The organism is Ignavibacteriota bacterium (assembly GCA_016713565.1).
Taxonomy (GTDB): Bacteria; Bacteroidota; Ignavibacteria; order Ignavibacteriales; family Melioribacteraceae.
This window is the reverse complement of the sequence record JADJOX010000007.1, coordinates 1,066,330-1,084,514: the sequence shown is the minus strand read 5'-3', so window position 1 is coordinate 1,084,514 and position 18,185 is coordinate 1,066,330. Positions and strand designations below refer to the sequence as shown.

Genomic DNA, 18,185 nt, shown 5'->3' with positions numbered 1-18,185 from the left:
CACATCTAAAATAATGCTGTTTTTAAGCTGAATTCGAATCTTTTTTAAAAAATTTATTTTTTTTAAGAAATAATAGTCCTTAATCTCATATTTCAAATCACAAGCCGCTGTTTTTCGCTAAAAAAAAGGGAGGTTTTTATCGATAATATATCAAAAATAATTTGGTTCGATTTTTGAATTAAAACTACAAATTTTAATCTCGGAGTTTAATGGAAACCCTAAATTTAAGTACATTTATAAAAGCCGCCGATGATCTAGAACTGAGTAAATATAGGGTTTTAGCCATTTTACGCAAATATTCGGAATTTCTCCATAAGAACAAACTTTATCCAGCACTCGCGGAATTAATTTCAATAAAAAACGAACTTGAACTTTTAATTGAACAAATGTCTCTATTTGATACAGAATTTATTTTAAATCTCAATTTTGCGGAATTTTTTGAAAATTTTGAGTTAGAGCAATCTACTAAGTTTAATGATACAGATTTGGATATTGTTGCTGATTTTATTCGTTGGGCTCTTCCTGAAATAAAAAATTCCATTGCCGAAGGAAAGGCAATTTTTGATTTTGTAGATGAAAACATTATACTGAATGAAGTTGGAGTTATGCCAAAGAACAGATCAGAAGGTTATTTTATGATTCAAGATTTAAAGCATGATTTATTGAAAATCTACAAATTCGAAATGTCTTTATTTTCTACCGCCGATAATCCTTTAAGAACATTAAAAAGTAAATTGGTCGATTTAATAAGTCTTCAAACTTCAGAAGCATATAATCCTTTAGATATAAAACATAATTTAATAGAAAAATTTCCAGAGCTTCAAAATCCTGCTACTTATTATTTTGAAACTTCAATAGATTTTCCCTTTGTTGAAACAATATTACCTGTTGCAAAAAGAAAATTAGTCAGAACTTTAGCAATCTAATTTCTTTTTAAGAATATTGTAATTAAATTTAGTTTTACTAATTTTGCATTAACCTAAGTATATACTAAATTCTATTCAATATACATGAACAGTAAAATTTTCTTTAAAGAAAATTTTGAAATTTCAAAATCATTTACAATTCAGTTAAATCCTTCATTAAAAATTATTAATTCAGACAACGACAATTTATCCTTTTTCAGTTTTGAAAAATATGATATAGAAGGTAAATCAGTTTTAAATCTTTTTGCAATTAGTGAAAGATCGCGAATCAAATCGCTTCTGTTAAAATTTATTTCAGGAAAAAATAAAAATATAAATTTTAATTCACTACTAATTACAAACGGTAAAATTAGAATTCCCGTAAAAATAAATTCTGTAAAAATAAATTTAGACAATGATATTATTATTCTGCTTTCAATATATAATTTGTCAGAAGAAGAAAAATACAATCTTTTAATATCAGAACTTCACAAATGCTCTCAAAATTTCAACTCTAATTCAAAAAAAAATGTTCAAAATACTTTTAAAACTTTGAGTAAAATTTTCAATTCAAAATCAATTTTATTTACAAAAAGCAATGGTGAAATTATTTACAATTTTTCAATGCTGAATGGTAAAAATGCCAAAGATGATATTGCCGTATTTGTAAATAAAAGTTGTAAAGAAAGATTAAAAAACAATTCAAGTACTACAGTATTTATACCCGACTTAAGCAAACAAGATTTTGGTAAAGCGAATAGATTCTTTAAGTTGAATAAATTTAAAACTTATTTGGGAAAAATTGTTAAGACTGACGAAAAATATTTGGGAATAATCTGTATTTTTTTTACTAATAATTTTATTCCGGATAATGTTGATCTAAAAGTTCTTGATATATTAAGCACGATATTTGCGATAGAAGAATCAAAAATTTCAACTGAACAAAGTAATCTTGAAAACGAAAGCAGATTTAAAAGTTTATTTGATAATTCGACCGTAGGAATTTACAGATCAACTCCCAAAGGAAAAATTGTTTTTGCTAATCCTAAATTTATCAGTCTTTTAGGTTATGATTCTCTTGAAGATTTGCAAAAAATTGATATCAACAAAAATCTATATCTTAATCATAAAAACAGAAAAGAATTTAAACAAATACTCGAAAAAGAACATACTATTTACGGATATTTGGAAAATCTGAAAAGAAAAGACGGAACAATAGTAAATATTAGAGAAAGTTCAAGGGTAATTAAAGATAAAAAAAATGGTAAAATTCTTTTCTACGAAGGAACAATTGAAGATATAACAACCCAAAAAATTATAGAAAATGCATTGATTGAAAGTGAAGATAAATTCAGATCAATATTTCAGTCAAGCGGATTTGGAATTTGTATTGTAAGCGGCGATAAAAAATTCATTGACGTAAATCCTAAATTCTGTGATATTTTTGGTTACTCCAAACAAGAATTGCTAAAAATGACTTTCATGGATTTAACACATCCTGATTTTATCAAATCAAGTAATATGTTAATAAAAGAGTTATTTCAGAGAAAGGAGAAGCAGATTACAATTGAAAAAAAATATATCAAAAAAAATGGAGAAGTTTTTTGGGGAGCCATTACTGTAAGCCTTTTAACAGATAAAACGAGTGGGAAAACAAATTTATTGGGAATTTCAGAAGATATTACTCAAAGAATTCAATTTATAAATGATCTCAAAATAAGAGACCAAATTTTATCCGCACTTAGTTTTTCAACGGAAACTTTCCTTAAAACATTGGATTGGCAGGCAAATATTAATGAAGTATTAAAGAGACTAAGTGAAAGTTTGAAAGTTAAGCGAAGTTATATATACCAAAATATAATTTCGAAAGATGATGATATAAAATTCAGCTTAAAACATGAATGGGTAGATTACAATATTTCGCCAAAAATAAATGATCCTATATTCCAAAATTTTTCATACGGTAAATACAATTTACGTGAACTTTATACAACTCTTCTTAAAAATGAAATATTTGTAATTAACAGCGACGCAATCGGAACAAAAGAAAAAAAATATCTTGGTATAAAGAACAAAAAATCTATAATAATAATTCCAATTTTTGAATCGAATTTATTATGGGGATTTATGGGTTTTGAAGATTTTGATAATAAAAGAATTTGGCTTGATCAAGAAATTGAAGCGATCAAAACCGCTGGTAATCTTTTCGGCGTCGCAATTAAAAGAAAAATATTTGAGGAAGAATTACTTAAAGCAAAAATTAATGCCGAAGAATCCGAAAAATTAAAATCACATTTTCTCGCGCAAATCTCTCATGAAATCAGATCACCTATTAACTCAATTTTAAGTTTTACAAATTTAGTTAAAGAAGAAGTTCGCGAAAAAATTGATCCGGAGTTAAAGTCAAGTTTTGAAATTATAGAATCAGCCGGAAATAGAATTACGAGAACAATTGATTTAATTCTGAATATGTCGGAGATTCAGACAAATACATATGAATATATTCCAAGAAAAGTTGATATTTATGAAGAAATATTAATCCCTCTTGCTTCAGAATTTAAAACTGTTGCGTTGGCAAAAGGTCTTGAATTTAAATTGACAAAAAATTCAAACAATACAGTTAAGAATCTTGACCCTTATACGGTAATGCAGATTTTTGCCAATCTTATTGATAATGCAATTAAATATACAAACAAGGGAAAAGTAGAAGTTGAAATCTCGAAAGATAAAAAAAGGAATTTAATTGTTAGTGTTATTGATACCGGAATAGGAATTTCATCAAAATATTTACCTAAACTATTTATTCCGTTTTCGCAGGAAGAGCAGGGATATTCCAGAAAATTTGAAGGAAATGGTTTAGGACTTGCATTGGTAAAAAATTATTGCGAATTGATAAAAGCGGATATTTCTGTAAAAAGTAAAAAAAATGCCGGCACAACTTTCAGCGTTCATTTTTCATAATTTAATAGTAACGCAATTCTTAAAAGCAAAACAAATCAAAGTACAACTTAAAATTATTAATTTGACTATATTCCAATAAAAAAAACAGAATTTATGAATTTTCTTTTTATCGTTTTTGTTTCAATAATTGTAAGCGGTTTTGGTTCAATAGTTGGATTTGGCGGCGGTGTATTTATGATTCCAATTTTAGTTATCTTTTTTCATTATCCGATAAAAATTGCAATAGGAGCGGTTGTTATTTCACTTATACCTTCGGCATTGATTTCAACTTTGTTCAATTTAAATAAAAATAATATAGATTATAAAACAGCGGTTATTCTGGAAATTCCAACAATTTTAGGGACAATTATTGGCGCTTATCTTACCAAAATATTTTCAATTACCTTGGTTGAAATTTTGTTTTCAATAATTGTATTTATAATCGGTTTTAAAATGATTTCCCAAACTGAATCAAAAAAGCAGAGCTTTGGAAAAAATTCATTAATGTATAAGTTCAATAATTTTGGTCCAAAAATAATTAGAAAAACAGATCTTGGGGTTTATAAAATAAGTATGATTGTAAGTACAATATTTGGAATTATTTCAGGTACCATAGCGGGATTTTTAGGAATTGGCGGAGGTTTTATTAAAGTTCCAATTATGACTGAAATTTTTTCAATGCCGGCGGTTACCGCTTCGGCAACAGCGTTGTTTATGATTCTGTTTACTAGCATAAGCGGTAGTGTAAGTCATTTATTATTAGGACATATAATTATTTCCTATGCAATTCCGGTAATTTTAGGTTTTTCAATTGGAGCTTTTGGCGGAAATTTTATAAATCCCAAACTTAGTGATAAAACGTTAAAACAGTTAATCGGAATTGGCTTGCTGCTCGCCGCCGTATCTATAATTTTTAATATGATTATATAAATTTTAAGATTGCGCATTTAATAAATTATAACAATATTCAATAAAAAAATAGAAATTATGTTTGCAAAAATAGGTTTAGCAATTACTTTTTCGCCTACGGGCAGAGCATTATTAAAAGAAACGTTACGACTTCAAAATTTGTTTGATTCACAGTTGGTTTTAATTCACATAGGTGAAAAAAATAAAGAGGCTGAAGAACGTTTGTATGGAACAATTGAAAGTGCCGGAATTAAAGAGAACAGCTATGAAGTAATTTGGGATAAAGGTGATCCGGCTTCCGCAATTTTGAAAAACAGCACAAAAGCAAAAGTGGATTTATTGATTTCCGGAGCTTTGGAAAAAGAAAATTTATTTAAATTTTATTTCGGTTCGGTTGCCAGAACAATAATGAGAGAATTTGGTTCTTCAACTTTAATACTAAAATCACCAACCGAAAATCCGAGCGGATTTAAAAGATTTTATGTTTCCGCGGATTATTCATTGCTTGGCGAGAAAACAATTTTGACAGCCTATAAATTTGCGCTCAGAGAAAATGCGTCTGAATTTGTTATTGTAAGAGATTTTCACGCGCCTGGTATAAGCGCTTCTATTATTGACGGCGGAACATCCGATGAAATACAACTGGCAAAGAAACAATGGATCAGTGAAGAAGAAGAAAAAATGAAATTGTTTGTAAGGGAACTGAATTTAAAAGAAATTGAACCTAAGATTGTTTGTCTTTATGGAAGAGAAGGCTGGGAAGCCGGAAATTATGCTCGGCAAAAAAATGCGGATATTTTTGTTGTTTACAGCCAGCCCAAAAAATTGAAATTTTTAGATAAGCTATTCCCGCATGATTCAGAATTTACTTTTGAAAAACTTCCTTCCAACTTATTAATTATTAGGTAAAAATTGAATCTTTCAGCCGAACAAATAACTATTTTTTTAATCAGCATAAGTGTTATGCTGTTCTTTGCAAAATTGTTTGGCGAAATTTTTTCTAAACTAAAACAACCTTCAATAATGGGCGAAATTCTTGCCGGAGTTGTTTTGGGTCCCACAGTATTAGGAATGATATCACCCAATACATTTGAGTTTCTTTTTCCTCAAAACAATGAAATTAATATAGCGCTGCAAAGTTTTACCACAATAGCGGTAATATTGCTATTGTTAATTTCCGGATTGGAAGTTGATCTCGCAATTGTTTTAAGTCAAGGTAAAAAAGCAATATACACAAGCTTATTGGGGTTGTTTATTCCATTTTTTCTGGGTTTTGGAATAGCGTTTTTAATGCCGGATTTTTTAGGAATTGGTTCTGGAAGTTCTAAAATGATTTTTGCACTTTTTATGGGAACAGCATTATCAATATCAGCATTGCCCGTAATAGCCAGAACATTAATGGATCTAAAAATATTTAAACGCGAGATCGGTGTAATAATTATTTCGGCCGCCATGTTAAATGACTTAATCGGCTGGCTTATTTTTTCAATTATTCTTGGTTTATTAGGTACGGGAAAACATGGCTTTACATTTATAGAAACTACAATTGCAATTTCAATTTTCTTGTTATTTGTTTTAACAATTGGTAAAAAAATTATAGATAAATTAATTCCTATAATTAGTTCTAAATTTTCTTTTCCCGGCGGAATTTTAAGTTTTATTTTGATATTAGGCTTTTTAGGAGCGGCATTTACGGAGTATATTGGCGTTCATGCAATTTTTGGATCTTTTCTAATTGGAATTGCAGTTGGGGATTCAACCCATTTAAACGAGCGTACAAAAGAAATTATTCATCAATTTGTTACAAATATATTTGCTCCGCTATTTTTTGTGTCGATTGGCTTGAGAGTAAATTTTATCGAAAATTTTAACTTTTTAATTATCAGCATAATTTTAGTTTTATCTTTTGCAGGAAAAGTGCTTGGCTGCGGATTAGGCGCTTATTGGAGCGGATTGAATAAAAACGATTCATTGATTATCGGGTTCGGAATGAATTCCAGAGGTACGATGGAAATAATACTTGGAATTATTGCACTTGAAGCCGGTCTAATAAACGAACAGGTTTTTGTTGCCTTGGTAATTATGGCAATTATCACGTCTTTATCAAGCGCTCCTATTATGAGTTATTTATTGAATAAAAAGGACATCTCAAAATTTTCGAATATTATTTCCGAAAGATTTATTTTATTTACCGATGAAAAAGATAAAGGAATATTAATTAAAAAATTGGTGGATGTTATCGCGGATAAAATTCAATTACCAAGCGACTCTATTTACCAAGATGTTATTGCCAGAGAAAATATTTTACCGACGGGAATTTCTAATTACTTAGCATTGCCTCATGCAAAAGTTGATATTAAAGAACCAATGATTGCAATAGCAATTAATAAAACCGGAATTGATTTTGAAGCCGGAGACGGATTATTGAGCAGAATAATTATTTTACTTTTAACACCGAAAAATAATAATGAATTGCAATTAAAATTACTTTCAGAAATCGCGAATAAATTCGATAATAAAACCGAAGTGGAAAAACTTTTAACTATTTCATCCGCTAAATCAATAATAAGCGAACTAAAGAAATGAGCAATGATAAACTTTCTGAAAGAGACCAGTTTTTTTCAAAATTAAGTCATGATCTTAGAGGATCATTTACCAGTATTCTTGGATTCAGCGATATTTTAAATGACCCTAATGAAAAGCTGACTTATGAAGAAATAACAGAGTATGTTTCCAGAATTGGAAGTCAAACTCGTGAATCATATGAACTTCTTTTAAATTTTATAAATTGGCTTAAACTTGATACGTATAATTACGGACTTACTAAAGAAAATTTAAATTTGCTTGATTTAATTCTCCAGACGAAAAATTTCTATAAAAGAATTTGTATCGAAAAAAAAATTGAAATTAAAACTGATATAAGTGACACTCAAAGTTTGTTAATTGATTATGAAATTGCCAACTCAATATTTAATAATATTTTTTTATTTCTCAGCCGTATATCAAAAAGTAATTCGGTTATATCAATAAAATCCATAGCGACTGAATTCGACGATATTGCAGCCATAGAATTTACGACAAACTTTTCCGAAGAAGATTTTTCATATTTAAATAATTTGAAATTGGAGAAACTTAATTCGGATGTTTCATTTCCTATAGTTTTTGCGATTAAGTTTACGGAACTTTCCGGCGGTGATTTGAACTTCTTTCAAGATTTGGACAACACTCTTAAAATAGTATTACATCTGCCAAGCTGAGCTATAAAGCAAAAGTATTAATTCCGAAAACGAAATTATTTTTTCCTAAGTAATTCAATTTCCAAGTAAACTCAAATGATAAGGGAATGAGTAAATGCCCAACACTGAAACCCAGCTCATAAAATGGTTTTTTAAAAATCGCTGAATTGTGCATCAAAATATTTTTACTATCGGATGAAATATTTGATACTGCGGCATTTAAATGAATCGCAAACTGCAGCTGCAAATCCTGAATTAACGGAATTTGCAAAAGGGAAAACAGCTCATCGCCAAAATTATGATTTAAGAAAACTTCAGTTACTTCATCACCAAAGACTTCTCCAATTCTTAATGTTCTAAATGAATTGTTTTTTCCGGCGGCGCTGATGTTTCCTGGAAGCGCATGCAGCAATTGAAAAGGAACGGCTCCGTTTGAAAATATTTTATCTGCATAAAATTCCATCATCCAGTTATCTGATGTTGGGAATGAACCAAACGCGTTCAACTCATATAGCGAAAAATTATTTTGACTCTTCAAAAAATCAATATCACTAAATTCTGCGAAACCTTCTAAAATAATGTATGTCCTTCGCGGAATCCGCCTTCTGAAAAAGCCATCTTCAATAAATTTTCTGAAATCAATTGAAAAGTTTGCTGAAATTGAATTTGTCTTTGTATTGTATATGTTTTTATTTTCATTATACTTTTTACTCGGGTAGAAAAATGAAAAATCTGAATTATTAATTGCCGACTTATCTGTTCTATTCTTAAATCCGATTCCAAGATTTAAAATTGGAAAAATATCCGAACTAATCTCTGTTTCAAATCCTTTAGAATAGTAATAATCTCTAAAATCATATTTGGTTAATAGACTTAAAAAAGTGGATGTAAATTTATTGTAATTATCGGAAACTCCGAAAAGATCGGTTATTTTATCATAAGCGGAAATTCTTAATGAAGTTGTTCGGTAATCTCCAAACTTATAAAGTGCGGAAATTTGTTTTTTAAATTTCTTATCCGAAAATCCGTAACTGAAATCCAAATTGCCGTTAAGTCTTTGTTCTTCGGAATCAGAAAAATAAAGATCAAAATTTAATGTACTGCCTTCAACTTTGTTAAAACTGTAAAGCGCAAGCGGTCCCGAAATAGAAAAATAATCGCTCAACTTAATTCTTTCTGAAAGGAAATTTATTTCTTCGCCTAAAGCAGTCTTGGCTTTTTTTAAACTGTCAATTCTGGCGTATGCCAATGTTTCTTCCGTAGTATTAGGAATTGACTGAATTGAGTTCCAATATTCTTCAGTTTTTTTATCGGCTTCCGGCAAAACGGAAATCAGCGTATTATCAAAGAAATCGTCTTCAATATTTTTGTTGATTTCATAATTATTCATAATTGTATTTAGTTCAAAACCGAATTTCACAATTCCGATATAATTTCCGTAAGCAAAAATTCTGTAATCAACCGGAAGAACAATGCCGTTATCAAAAAGTGAAAATTGCTGAAACACTTTTATATTGTCAAATAATCCGCCGGGATTTGCCATTCGATTTAAATTGACATCAACTTTTAAGAGGTTATATGTTTCGTCCTCAATAAAAATATTTCCATAAAAGCCTGGATCGGCCGTATTATCGGGTGCAAAATAAATTTGATATACTTTTTTATTATCAATTGCAGTTTCCTTTTCAATATAAAAATAATAATATGTTAACGCTTGTTTGGAAATTGGACTTGGTATCATTTTGCCGAGGAATGCAAGTTTGTCTTCATAAAAACTTTGAAGTATGTTGCCGCCCGTTAAAACATTTACAAACGGAGGAGTATTTGCCGATTGTTTTCTTGCGACTATATAATATTTGGATAAATCCGGTGTTTTAAAAAATCCTCGACTTTCATTTTCGATAATTCCGGTTATTTTTATCTCGCCGGTATCTTTAGAAGAAATTGAATAACTTGAATTTTGAAAATCCTGCGTCGTTTTTATCAAACCTTTTGTATAGGCGGAATATGAATAGTCGGATATTTTACTTTTAATTTTTTCCTTTGCCGCAATTGCTTTTTCAATGATATCATAAGCGGGATTTCTTCCGGGTCTTACGGTAACTTCATCCAATTTCAATTGAACCGACTCAAGAGAAAAATTTATAATTTTATCACTGTTTAGTTCAACTTTTACTGAATCGGATTTATAGCCAAGATAGGACGCAATTATTAAATAATTTCCTTTGGCAAGATTTAATTTAAATTCACCGGAAATATTTGTAGAAGTTCCAAATCCCGTTCCTTCAACTTTAATATTTGAGTATGCCAATCCGGTTTTTGTTTGGTTATCAGCAACATTTCCGTTTATAGTATATTTCTGAGCAGAAATAATTACAGAGTAGAATATTAAAGTGATTAGAATATATAAGTTTTTTTTTAGCATAATAATTGAAAAATTAAATAGAAAAATATTATTAAAAATGTTTGGGAATTAACTTATCAATTATAATTAAAATTAATAATGAATTTAAACTATTCTAACCAAGAAAGAACTTTAAATGTGTTTGTGCTTGGAAAATAAGGCGGGACTTTTTTCAATAAGCGACTATCGTATTTGTAATCTTTATAAGGGAAACCTGATTTAGGTATTTTTTTTGTTTTATCTGCCGTAAAGGTACCAACTCCTTTTCTTTGATTTTGGGTAATTCCGCCAATTAAATGAATTGTTCCGCTTAATGTTCTGCTTGTATAATTTTCCGCGGTAAAACCGCCATCCTCGCAATATATTGCGGCATGGACATTTATACTTGAACGATTTGCGGTATTATCCGTAATTATAACATCATTTTGAGAAACTATTCCTAGAAGATCAGGGGAAGCATCGTTTTTATCTTTATAATTGGGAACTTTTGAATATACAACATCATTATCTAAATACACATTTTTATTGCTTCCAACGGACCAATTACCTTTTACTGTTCCTTCAATTCGCAAATTACCGTTATTTACATATATAACACCGTTAGGCGCAAGAGAGCTTCCTAAAACAGTAACATAAGGATCGCCGCTATTAAATTTATATTTTATACTATCGCCTGCAAATTTTAAAAAGACTTGTGATGTTCCTGTAAAAACGTGTCCGGCTTTACTTGCTGAAGCCGAAAGATTTGTTATGCCATCTGTTGGAATATTAATGGTTGTTCCAGGAATATATGTCCCTTGAATAGTTGGAGCATCGGTGGCTTTATCGGTATAATATTTCATAATTCCGCCATGTGAAGTAACAGGACCATTAAAATATGGATGACCTTGAACTTGAATATTGTCATTTGTATGGAATGGACCCCAAACAGAATCGGTGCCAGTCCACCAAATATCGCCTTCAACATTTGAGAAATAGGCATATTCTGAAAAACTTGCCAATTTTATTTTTACTTCAATTGTTTTTGCAACTCCTTTAAAAATTCCTATTGCAGTAACTGTTTTAATATCACCAGATTCTTTTACAGAAATTTCCAAATTTTTATCGCCAAGATAATTAAATTTTTTATCTGTCGGATTCCAGCTATGATTTCTTGATAAATTACTTGCAGCTAAATTTATGCCGCTTCTCGCAATTTCTTTTGCGATTTCATTTTCATAATAATTTGAGGAATTATCTACGGCGCTAGAAGAAACTCTATTCATATTTAGCCCAATTATTAATATAATTGTGCTAAAACCAAGTACTAAAAATATTGATGCTTTTCCTCCCATTTCATCTGCTCATATTTTTTGTTGCCAATCTAATCTGTTTCCAGAATACGGTTGGAAACTTTTCGGAATGCAATTTTTCATTATTATCCGTATCGTAACCGTAACAATCTTCAACTTTTAAATCTATCTGCATATAAGATATTAATTTTGTATTAATCGGATGACTTAATTTGTTATTCAAATTATCAAAATAAGTTATCTTAAATTCTGTAATCCCCAAATTGCTCGCGTCTTTTTTATCACCTTTCAAATATCTATACAGAAGCTTATCAAATGGATTTGGAGTTTCATTAACATCCGGACCCAATTCATAAATTAATTCTTCTTTTGTTCCATTGCCTCTAAAATTTGAAGATGATACAGCAATATCCGTCCAAAAAATAATTTTATTAGAATCTGCATAAGTGATCATATTTTCCGGTGACAAAATACTATCCGTGTTTTCACAATAACCGATTCGAGAGAAATCATATTCAAGTAATTCTACAATCGAAACTAAATTCTGCTGTGAAATTAAATCACTATTATATTGGCTGGTATTTTCTGAGGCTGTTTGATTTACGGAGTTTATTATTAATATCATAAAACCTCCAATAATCATTGCACCAATAATATCTAATAAAGTACTGTGTCCCATTTATAATAATGTCCAATGACTAAGTAAAGTAGATATTACAACTGTATCTTTTGCATTAGTATAAAAATTTATAAACGACGGACTTTCAATTTGTATAGTAACATTTTTATTATAAGTTTGAGAATTTGTTTGAACCAGATCGTCAGTTAAGTATTTGATATTTACTGAAATATTGAAAACGCCCATTTGAGGAATTGTATCGCTTCTTTTAAATCCGTTATAATCATCAATATCATCAAAATTTGGATATGATTCACCGGATTCTTTTCCAAGTTTTGAAGAAAAATCATGTGCCGAATAAATTTTTGTTCCTTTTACAATTTCTTCATCAAACTTTTTGCTTTGAATTTCATCTATAACTGATTGTGCAACAGTTGTTGCCAATATAAACGATTTATTATAAATTAACGAATCTTGAGTAGACATTGAACCTCTGTTCAAGTTTAAAGTCACAATGGTTACTAGTGCCATCGCAACAATTCCTAACATCGTTTGTCCGGTATTCATATAATTTATTTTTAATATTTGATGAATTATCGACTCATTAAAAATTTTTTTAAAGTCAATCACTATGTGACAAAGTTGTAAAATTGATATGAATAAGTTGCAGTTTTATATGAATTGAATTAAAATGAGATTTTATACTTATTCTAGCCAAGAAAGAATTTTGAAAGTGCTGGTACTTGGAAAATAAGGAGGAACCATTCTTAGTAATCTACTGTCATAACGATAATTTTTCATAAATCCGCTTTGAGGGTCGCCTGAACCGGAATTGAATGTTCCAACTCCTTGTCTTATTTTTTGTGTAACTCCGCCAATTAAATTAATATAACCGCTTACAGGTCTTGTCTCATAATTTTCAGCTTCAAATCCACCATTTTCTACATAAATTGACGCATGAATGTTTATATTGTCTTTATTTTCTGCGTTATTCGTTATGTAAACTTTGTCGTTTGCAAGAATGCCCAATAAATCATTTGATGGATCTGTTTTATCGCTGTAATCAGGAACGTCATTATAAACAACATCATCATCAAGATAAACTGATTGATTTGAGCCGACGGACCATTTACCTTTTACTGTACCTTGCAGTCTTAAATTTCCATTTTCAACATAAATAATTCCGGAAGGTGAAAGATCGCTTCCTAAAACGGTAGTGTATGAATCACCAGCACTGAATTTATAGCGAATGCTGTCGCCCGCGAATTCGAGAAAGACTTCAGGCTGTCCGGAAAAAACATATCCTCCGGTTCCCGATGCTTTAGTTGCTAAACCCAAAATTCCGTCGGTAGGAAGAGAAATTGTTAAACCCGGATTGTAATCACCGGCTATTGTAGGGGCATCGGTAGAAATATCACTTTGGTAAATTAGTGCGCCTCCATGCGAAGTTGATGGGCCGTTAAAATACGGATGTTTTGATACTCTCAAAACATCATTTGTATGAAATGGTCCCCAAACAGAATCCTTTTTTGTCCACCAGATTTCTGTTCCCAAAGGCGCTTCTTTATCAGAAAAGTATGCAAATTCTGAAAAGCTTGCTGCTTTAACTTTAATTTCAATTAATTTCGAAATTCCTTTGTATTCACCAATAGCCGTAATTGTTTTAATATCTCCGGTATCTTTAACACTAATAATTAAATTATGTTCGCCGGAAAAGCTATAAGGATTGCCATCCGGCTGCCAGCCCGGATTTTTTGCAATATTACTTGCAGCTAAATTAATTCCAGTTCTTGCAATTTCTTTAGCCATAGTGGACTCAAAATATTTACCCGAATTATCAACTGCAGAACTCGAAACCGAATTAAAATTTAGTCCAATAATTAAAAGTATGCCGCTGAAACCTAATATTAAAATTAGGGCAGCTTTTCCCCCCATATTACCTGCTTATATTTTTAGTTGCCAAACGTATTTGCCGCCATAATGCGGTTTGAAATTTTTCAGAATGACTTTTATCAATATTGTCAGTATCATAACCGTAACAATCTTCTACCTTAATATCAATTTGCATTGATGCAATAAGTTGTGTATTAATTGGATGCGGAAGTAAATTACCAAAATTATCAAAATAAATAATTGAGAAATGAGTTATACCCAAGTTTGACGCATCCTTATCATAACCAGGAATATATCTGTAGAGTAGTTTATCATTTGGGTTTGGTGTATTATTTATATCTTCTCCTAATTCATAACGCAATGTGTCCAAAATTCCATCACCTCTATATTCTGAACTGCTTACGGCTAAATCTGTGCAAAATTCTATTGAATTAGAATCGGCTTTAATAATCATATCCTCCTGTTTGGGAATTTTTGCGGGATCTTCGCAATAACCCAATCTTGAAAAATCATATTCAATTAATTCAACTATTGAAACTAAGTTCTGCTGCACAATTAAATCACTATGGTATTTACTTGAGTTTTCATTTACGTTCCCGTTGAAAGCCCGAATTGTTAAGAGCATTAACCCGCCTAAAACCATCGCTCCAAGTATATCGATTAAAGTACTAAATCCCATATCCTATAACATTTTCCATTGACTTAAAACAGTTGATATTTGAATTGTGTCAAGTTTATTTGTAAATGGATTTTTTAGTGTATTATCCGTTACTTTTATTGTTACTTTTTTATGATAAGTACAGGATGACGAATTTTCCAAATTATCATTTACATAATTGATTTTTACTTTGAAATTGAAAATTCCCAAGTTCATAATTGAATCTTTCTTTGAAAAATTATTAAAATCATCAATGTCATCGAAATTGGGATAAACTTCGCCCGATTCAGGCGCTAACGTTGATGAAAAACCCAAAGCCGAAGAAATAGATGCGCCGTTAATAATATTTTCATCATAAGCTTTTCCGCTTATCTCGTCTAACAATGATTGTGCTGCTGTTACAGTTGATATATATTCTTTGTTATAATCTAAATTTTCTTGAGTGTTTAACGAACTCTTATTAAAATTTAAAATAGTTAAAACAATTAGTGAAATAGCTGCAATTGTAATTAACATTTGTCCTGAATTCATTTTAAAAATCCACTTTTATAATTATTCAAACCATGAAACAATTTCATAAGAAGTTGTAGCAGGGAATGAAGGCGGTGTAGAATTTCTATATCGTTTATCATATTTAATTACTTGGTTGTACCCCGCGCCGTTAGTGTATCCAGTAGTTTGAGCAGTATTTTCAATTAAACTTCCATGAATACGCATAATTCCCATATTTGGTTTGGAGGAAGTTAAACCTTCAACGGAAATTCCTCCACCATAGTTAAAAAGTGCCGCATGTATATTTATATCATTTCTATTTGCAGCATTGTCTTTTACAACTACTTGATTTTGAGCAACTATTCCCAACATATCCTGACAATCGGGATTTGTGATAGTTTTTCCGCCGGACAGAAACTTTAAGGGGTCGTTTCTATAAACGATATCATTTTCCAAATAAACATTTCCGGTTGAACTTCCACCAGTGGCTGTTCCAACGGTGTATTTTCCGTTTACAGTGCCTGATAAATATAAATTCCCCTTTTTATTCCAAATTACACCATTTGACGCAAGTGTATCTAATTTTGCATTTATGGGAGTTGACCAAGATGAAGTACCTGTTTTTCTTTTGCTCCAATCAACGGTTCCGTTTGATTTAAAAACTAGTCGAATATCCAAATCATTTCCGCTTGGATCTTGGAATAATTTGCCACCTGTTGTTGCAACACCTTGCAATGCGGAAGTATTAAGTGTAAAGGGTACATCTACCGGGGTTTCATAACCGCCTGTAAACTCCGGTTTTGCGGCGCCGAATCCATATTTATTTCCTTCCATTTTAATACCGTTTTTTGTGGTAACTTTACCGAGAAAGACCGGAGAACCCAAAGTATTTAAAATATCTTGCGTATGAAATGGTCCATCGATTGTATCTCCTGTTACCAAATAGCCAGAACCCCAAGTTTTAGTGTAATATCCGAATCTTGAATAATTTGTTGCACTAAGTACAAAATTTACTCTTGATTCTTCTTTTATTTCCTGACCCGCATAATAAACCGTATAAACGGCTTTGGCATCAAATTTTGCTTTGGCATTTGCAGGTTTATTTACAGAAATTACCGCATAACCTCCATTCATGTATAAAGTGTCGTGAGCATAACCTGACCAATTCGGATTCTTGAATAATTCGTTAGCGGCAATATTTGCAGCGCTTGACGCAATATTGTGAGCGTTAGTTTTAATATAATAACTCGTTAACCGTTCTACAGCATTTGAAGTTGTATTAGTTGAGTTATATTTTACAACTGTAAACATTAAACTAAATGAAATGACCACTAATAAAATTGCTTTCCCACCCATTAAAACATACTCCTTCGGAAATTATCTATTATTTAAACTTGGTGCAGCAAGTCTAATTTGACGCCAGAATGCACTTTTATCTTTTGAATAAACTTCGTTATCTTCTTCAGTTGCATCACCGTAAGCGGCAATGTTTTCAACTGTAATGTCTATTTGCATTGTAATTACACCAAGCGGTTTTTTTGAAGCGGATTTTGCAATTAATGTGTAAGTCGGAATTATATTTCCCAATGCGTCAAAGTAAACAATTTTAAGCTGTGTTACACCCATATTAGAATATAATGGCGGTTCTCCGTTGACTTGTCTGTAAAGAATTCTATCTTTAGGATTTGGAGTATTTATAACCTCGGCATCAAATGGAGACCCAACCCAATATTTTAAGGTATCAATATTTCCGTCTCCAAATTGATTTGAAGTTGTTGGTACATCGGTTAAAAATGTTATGCTCGTATCAGATGCGGCTAAAAGTGCTTCTCCGGGTACGGGTGAAATTTCCCAATTTTTGCAATATCCAATTTTTCTTAAATCATATTCAAGTAGTTCAACTACAGATATTAAATTTGTTTGAACAATTAGTTCACCGCTATTTATGTAATGATTTTCAACCGCTGAATCATTCATTCTTAGAAGAATAATAAGAATTACGCCGCCAATTAATGTAGAACCAATAATATCAATTAAACTTGAAAAACCCATTACTTCTCCTAATAAAAATAATAGCTGTAAATCTTTGATAATTTTATTGTATCTAAACCATCATTTAGATATTTGCTTGTAATAGAAACATCTATTCTTTTATGCCAAGTTCTATAATTTACTTTCCTCAATAGGTTATCTATTGAGGGGTCAATGTAATAAACCTTACTTTCAACTTTGAATATTGCAGAAATCTCATTATCTCTTGTATCCGAGTATGTCGAATCTAGTGAAGCGTTGGATGTGCTGTCAACAAAACCATTGTAATCATCAAAATCATTAAATTGCCTTCTATTCCTTTCAGAAAAATTTGGTCCTAAATTATTATAGTTTGTTAAATCAGAAAGGCTTCCTGCTTGTTTTGTATTTCCGGTAAGCGGGTCTCTTGATGTGTAAGCATCAAAAGATTTACTGAATGCTTCTTCAATTAAAGCGGTACCTAACGAAATACCAAGTATTTCATATTTGTTTTCCGCCATAGAAGTTGTTGTGTTCAAAGCATTTTTATTTACGCTTAAAATGACTGTCGACAATAAAATCATAGCAGCCATTGTAATCATCATTTGACCTGTGTTCATATAATTTCTTAATTGTTTTCAACGAGGACAAATGACAACAATAATGCCATATGAAAGTTGCGAATTTGGATAAAAAAATGGGGTGTAATTAATGTCTGAGTTGTTTCAAATCACAAAAATGTTTTATTATGTATCAGATTGAATCAACATTGAGCAGAAAAATGACTTAGAATTTTTGATTTTAAAAATAATAAATCCAACTTATTT

The 18,185-nt window shown here is 30.6% G+C and carries 16 protein-coding genes; 6 read left to right on the top strand and 10 right to left on the bottom strand.

From position 1 onward, the window contains the following. Positions 1-209 precede the first annotated feature (209 nt). From IPK06_12140 to IPK06_12115, 6 genes are all read left to right on the top strand, one after another. Positions 210-926 carry a hypothetical protein gene (locus tag IPK06_12140; GenBank protein MBK7980720.1) on the top strand — a complete coding sequence of 239 codons (717 nt, stop codon included), beginning with the start codon at positions 210-212 and terminating at the stop codon, positions 924-926. An 84-nt stretch (positions 927-1,010) separates the two neighbouring features. Next, complete coding sequence (locus tag IPK06_12135) at positions 1,011-3,866, top strand: PAS domain S-box protein (protein MBK7980719.1); 2,856 nt, start codon at positions 1,011-1,013, stop codon at positions 3,864-3,866. Between the two features lie 93 nt (positions 3,867-3,959). Then, complete coding sequence (locus IPK06_12130) at positions 3,960-4,775, top strand: sulfite exporter TauE/SafE family protein (GenBank protein ID MBK7980718.1); 816 nt, start codon at positions 3,960-3,962, stop codon at positions 4,773-4,775. A gap of 57 nt (positions 4,776-4,832) precedes the next feature. Next, positions 4,833-5,663: a universal stress protein gene (locus IPK06_12125; GenBank protein ID MBK7980717.1), complete on the top strand. Its 831-nt coding sequence runs from the start codon at positions 4,833-4,835 to the stop codon at positions 5,661-5,663. 3 nt (positions 5,664-5,666) lie between these two features. Further along, a complete protein-coding gene (locus IPK06_12120; GenBank protein ID MBK7980716.1) occupies positions 5,667-7,340 on the top strand; it encodes a cation:proton antiporter in 1,674 nt (557 codons plus the stop codon). Further along, positions 7,337-8,011 carry a HAMP domain-containing histidine kinase gene (locus IPK06_12115; protein ID MBK7980715.1) on the top strand — a complete coding sequence of 225 codons (675 nt, stop codon included), beginning with the start codon at positions 7,337-7,339 and terminating at the stop codon, positions 8,009-8,011. Before IPK06_12120 ends, IPK06_12115 begins: the two co-directional genes overlap by 4 nt. Before the next feature lies 1 nt (position 8,012). Here the strand turns inward: IPK06_12115 and IPK06_12110 are convergent, their stop codons facing one another. The 10 genes from IPK06_12110 to IPK06_12065 form a co-directional block, all read right to left on the bottom strand. After that, a complete protein-coding gene (locus tag IPK06_12110) occupies positions 8,013-10,415 on the bottom strand; it encodes a carboxypeptidase-like regulatory domain-containing protein (GenBank protein MBK7980714.1) in 2,403 nt (800 codons plus the stop codon). 89 nt (positions 10,416-10,504) lie between these two features. Then, positions 10,505-11,728: a DUF4900 domain-containing protein gene (locus IPK06_12105; protein ID MBK7980713.1), complete on the bottom strand. Its 1,224-nt coding sequence runs from the start codon at positions 11,726-11,728 to the stop codon at positions 10,505-10,507. A gap of 1 nt (position 11,729) precedes the next feature. After that, positions 11,730-12,311: a hypothetical protein gene (locus tag IPK06_12100; GenBank protein MBK7980712.1), complete on the bottom strand. Its 582-nt coding sequence runs from the start codon at positions 12,309-12,311 to the stop codon at positions 11,730-11,732. A gap of 54 nt (positions 12,312-12,365) precedes the next feature. Next, positions 12,366-12,872, bottom strand: a complete 507-nt coding sequence (locus IPK06_12095; GenBank protein ID MBK7980711.1) for a hypothetical protein — start codon at positions 12,870-12,872, stop codon at positions 12,366-12,368. 138 nt (positions 12,873-13,010) lie between these two features. Beyond that, complete coding sequence (locus IPK06_12090; GenBank protein ID MBK7980710.1) at positions 13,011-14,240, bottom strand: hypothetical protein; 1,230 nt, start codon at positions 14,238-14,240, stop codon at positions 13,011-13,013. A gap of 1 nt (position 14,241) precedes the next feature. After that, positions 14,242-14,877, bottom strand: a complete 636-nt coding sequence (locus tag IPK06_12085; GenBank protein MBK7980709.1) for a hypothetical protein — start codon at positions 14,875-14,877, stop codon at positions 14,242-14,244. A 3-nt stretch (positions 14,878-14,880) separates the two neighbouring features. Further along, positions 14,881-15,387: a hypothetical protein gene (locus IPK06_12080; GenBank protein MBK7980708.1), complete on the bottom strand. Its 507-nt coding sequence runs from the start codon at positions 15,385-15,387 to the stop codon at positions 14,881-14,883. Positions 15,388-15,408: 21 nt separating this feature from the next. Continuing rightward, positions 15,409-16,704 (bottom strand): hypothetical protein, encoded by a 1,296-nt coding sequence (locus IPK06_12075; GenBank protein ID MBK7980707.1) that lies wholly within the window; start codon positions 16,702-16,704, stop codon positions 15,409-15,411. A gap of 21 nt (positions 16,705-16,725) precedes the next feature. Then, the gene (locus tag IPK06_12070; GenBank protein MBK7980706.1) at positions 16,726-17,400 is read right to left on the bottom strand and encodes a hypothetical protein; all 675 of its coding nucleotides are present in this window, start codon (positions 17,398-17,400) and stop codon (positions 16,726-16,728) included. Positions 17,401-17,408: 8 nt separating this feature from the next. Beyond that, positions 17,409-17,978: a hypothetical protein gene (locus IPK06_12065; protein ID MBK7980705.1), complete on the bottom strand. Its 570-nt coding sequence runs from the start codon at positions 17,976-17,978 to the stop codon at positions 17,409-17,411. Positions 17,979-18,185: the final 207 nt, after the last annotated feature.

Bases quoted from the DNA above. Each gene is read 5' to 3' on its own strand.
- IPK06_12140 (MBK7980720.1), top strand. From the start codon at position 210: ATGGAAACCCTAAATTTAAGTACATTTATAAAAGCCGCCGATGATCTA.
- IPK06_12135 (MBK7980719.1), top strand. From the start codon at position 1,011: ATGAACAGTAAAATTTTCTTTAAAGAAAATTTTGAAATTTCAAAATCA.
- IPK06_12130 (MBK7980718.1), top strand. From the start codon at position 3,960: ATGAATTTTCTTTTTATCGTTTTTGTTTCAATAATTGTAAGCGGTTTT.
- IPK06_12125 (MBK7980717.1), top strand. From the start codon at position 4,833: ATGTTTGCAAAAATAGGTTTAGCAATTACTTTTTCGCCTACGGGCAGA.
- IPK06_12115 (MBK7980715.1), top strand. From the start codon at position 7,337: ATGAGCAATGATAAACTTTCTGAAAGAGACCAGTTTTTTTCAAAATTA.
- IPK06_12110 (MBK7980714.1), bottom strand. From the start codon at position 10,415: ATGCTAAAAAAAAACTTATATATTCTAATCACTTTAATATTCTACTCT.
- IPK06_12105 (MBK7980713.1), bottom strand. From the start codon at position 11,728: ATGGGAGGAAAAGCATCAATATTTTTAGTACTTGGTTTTAGCACAATT.
- IPK06_12100 (MBK7980712.1), bottom strand. From the start codon at position 12,311: ATGATATTAATAATAAACTCCGTAAATCAAACAGCCTCAGAAAATACC.
- IPK06_12095 (MBK7980711.1), bottom strand. From the start codon at position 12,872: ATGAATACCGGACAAACGATGTTAGGAATTGTTGCGATGGCACTAGTA.
- IPK06_12090 (MBK7980710.1), bottom strand. From the start codon at position 14,240: ATGGGGGGAAAAGCTGCCCTAATTTTAATATTAGGTTTCAGCGGCATA.
- IPK06_12085 (MBK7980709.1), bottom strand. From the start codon at position 14,877: ATGGGATTTAGTACTTTAATCGATATACTTGGAGCGATGGTTTTAGGC.
- IPK06_12080 (MBK7980708.1), bottom strand. From the start codon at position 15,387: ATGAATTCAGGACAAATGTTAATTACAATTGCAGCTATTTCACTAATT.
- IPK06_12075 (MBK7980707.1), bottom strand. From the start codon at position 16,704: ATGGGTGGGAAAGCAATTTTATTAGTGGTCATTTCATTTAGTTTAATG.
- IPK06_12070 (MBK7980706.1), bottom strand. From the start codon at position 17,400: ATGGGTTTTTCAAGTTTAATTGATATTATTGGTTCTACATTAATTGGC.
- IPK06_12065 (MBK7980705.1), bottom strand. From the start codon at position 17,978: ATGAACACAGGTCAAATGATGATTACAATGGCTGCTATGATTTTATTG.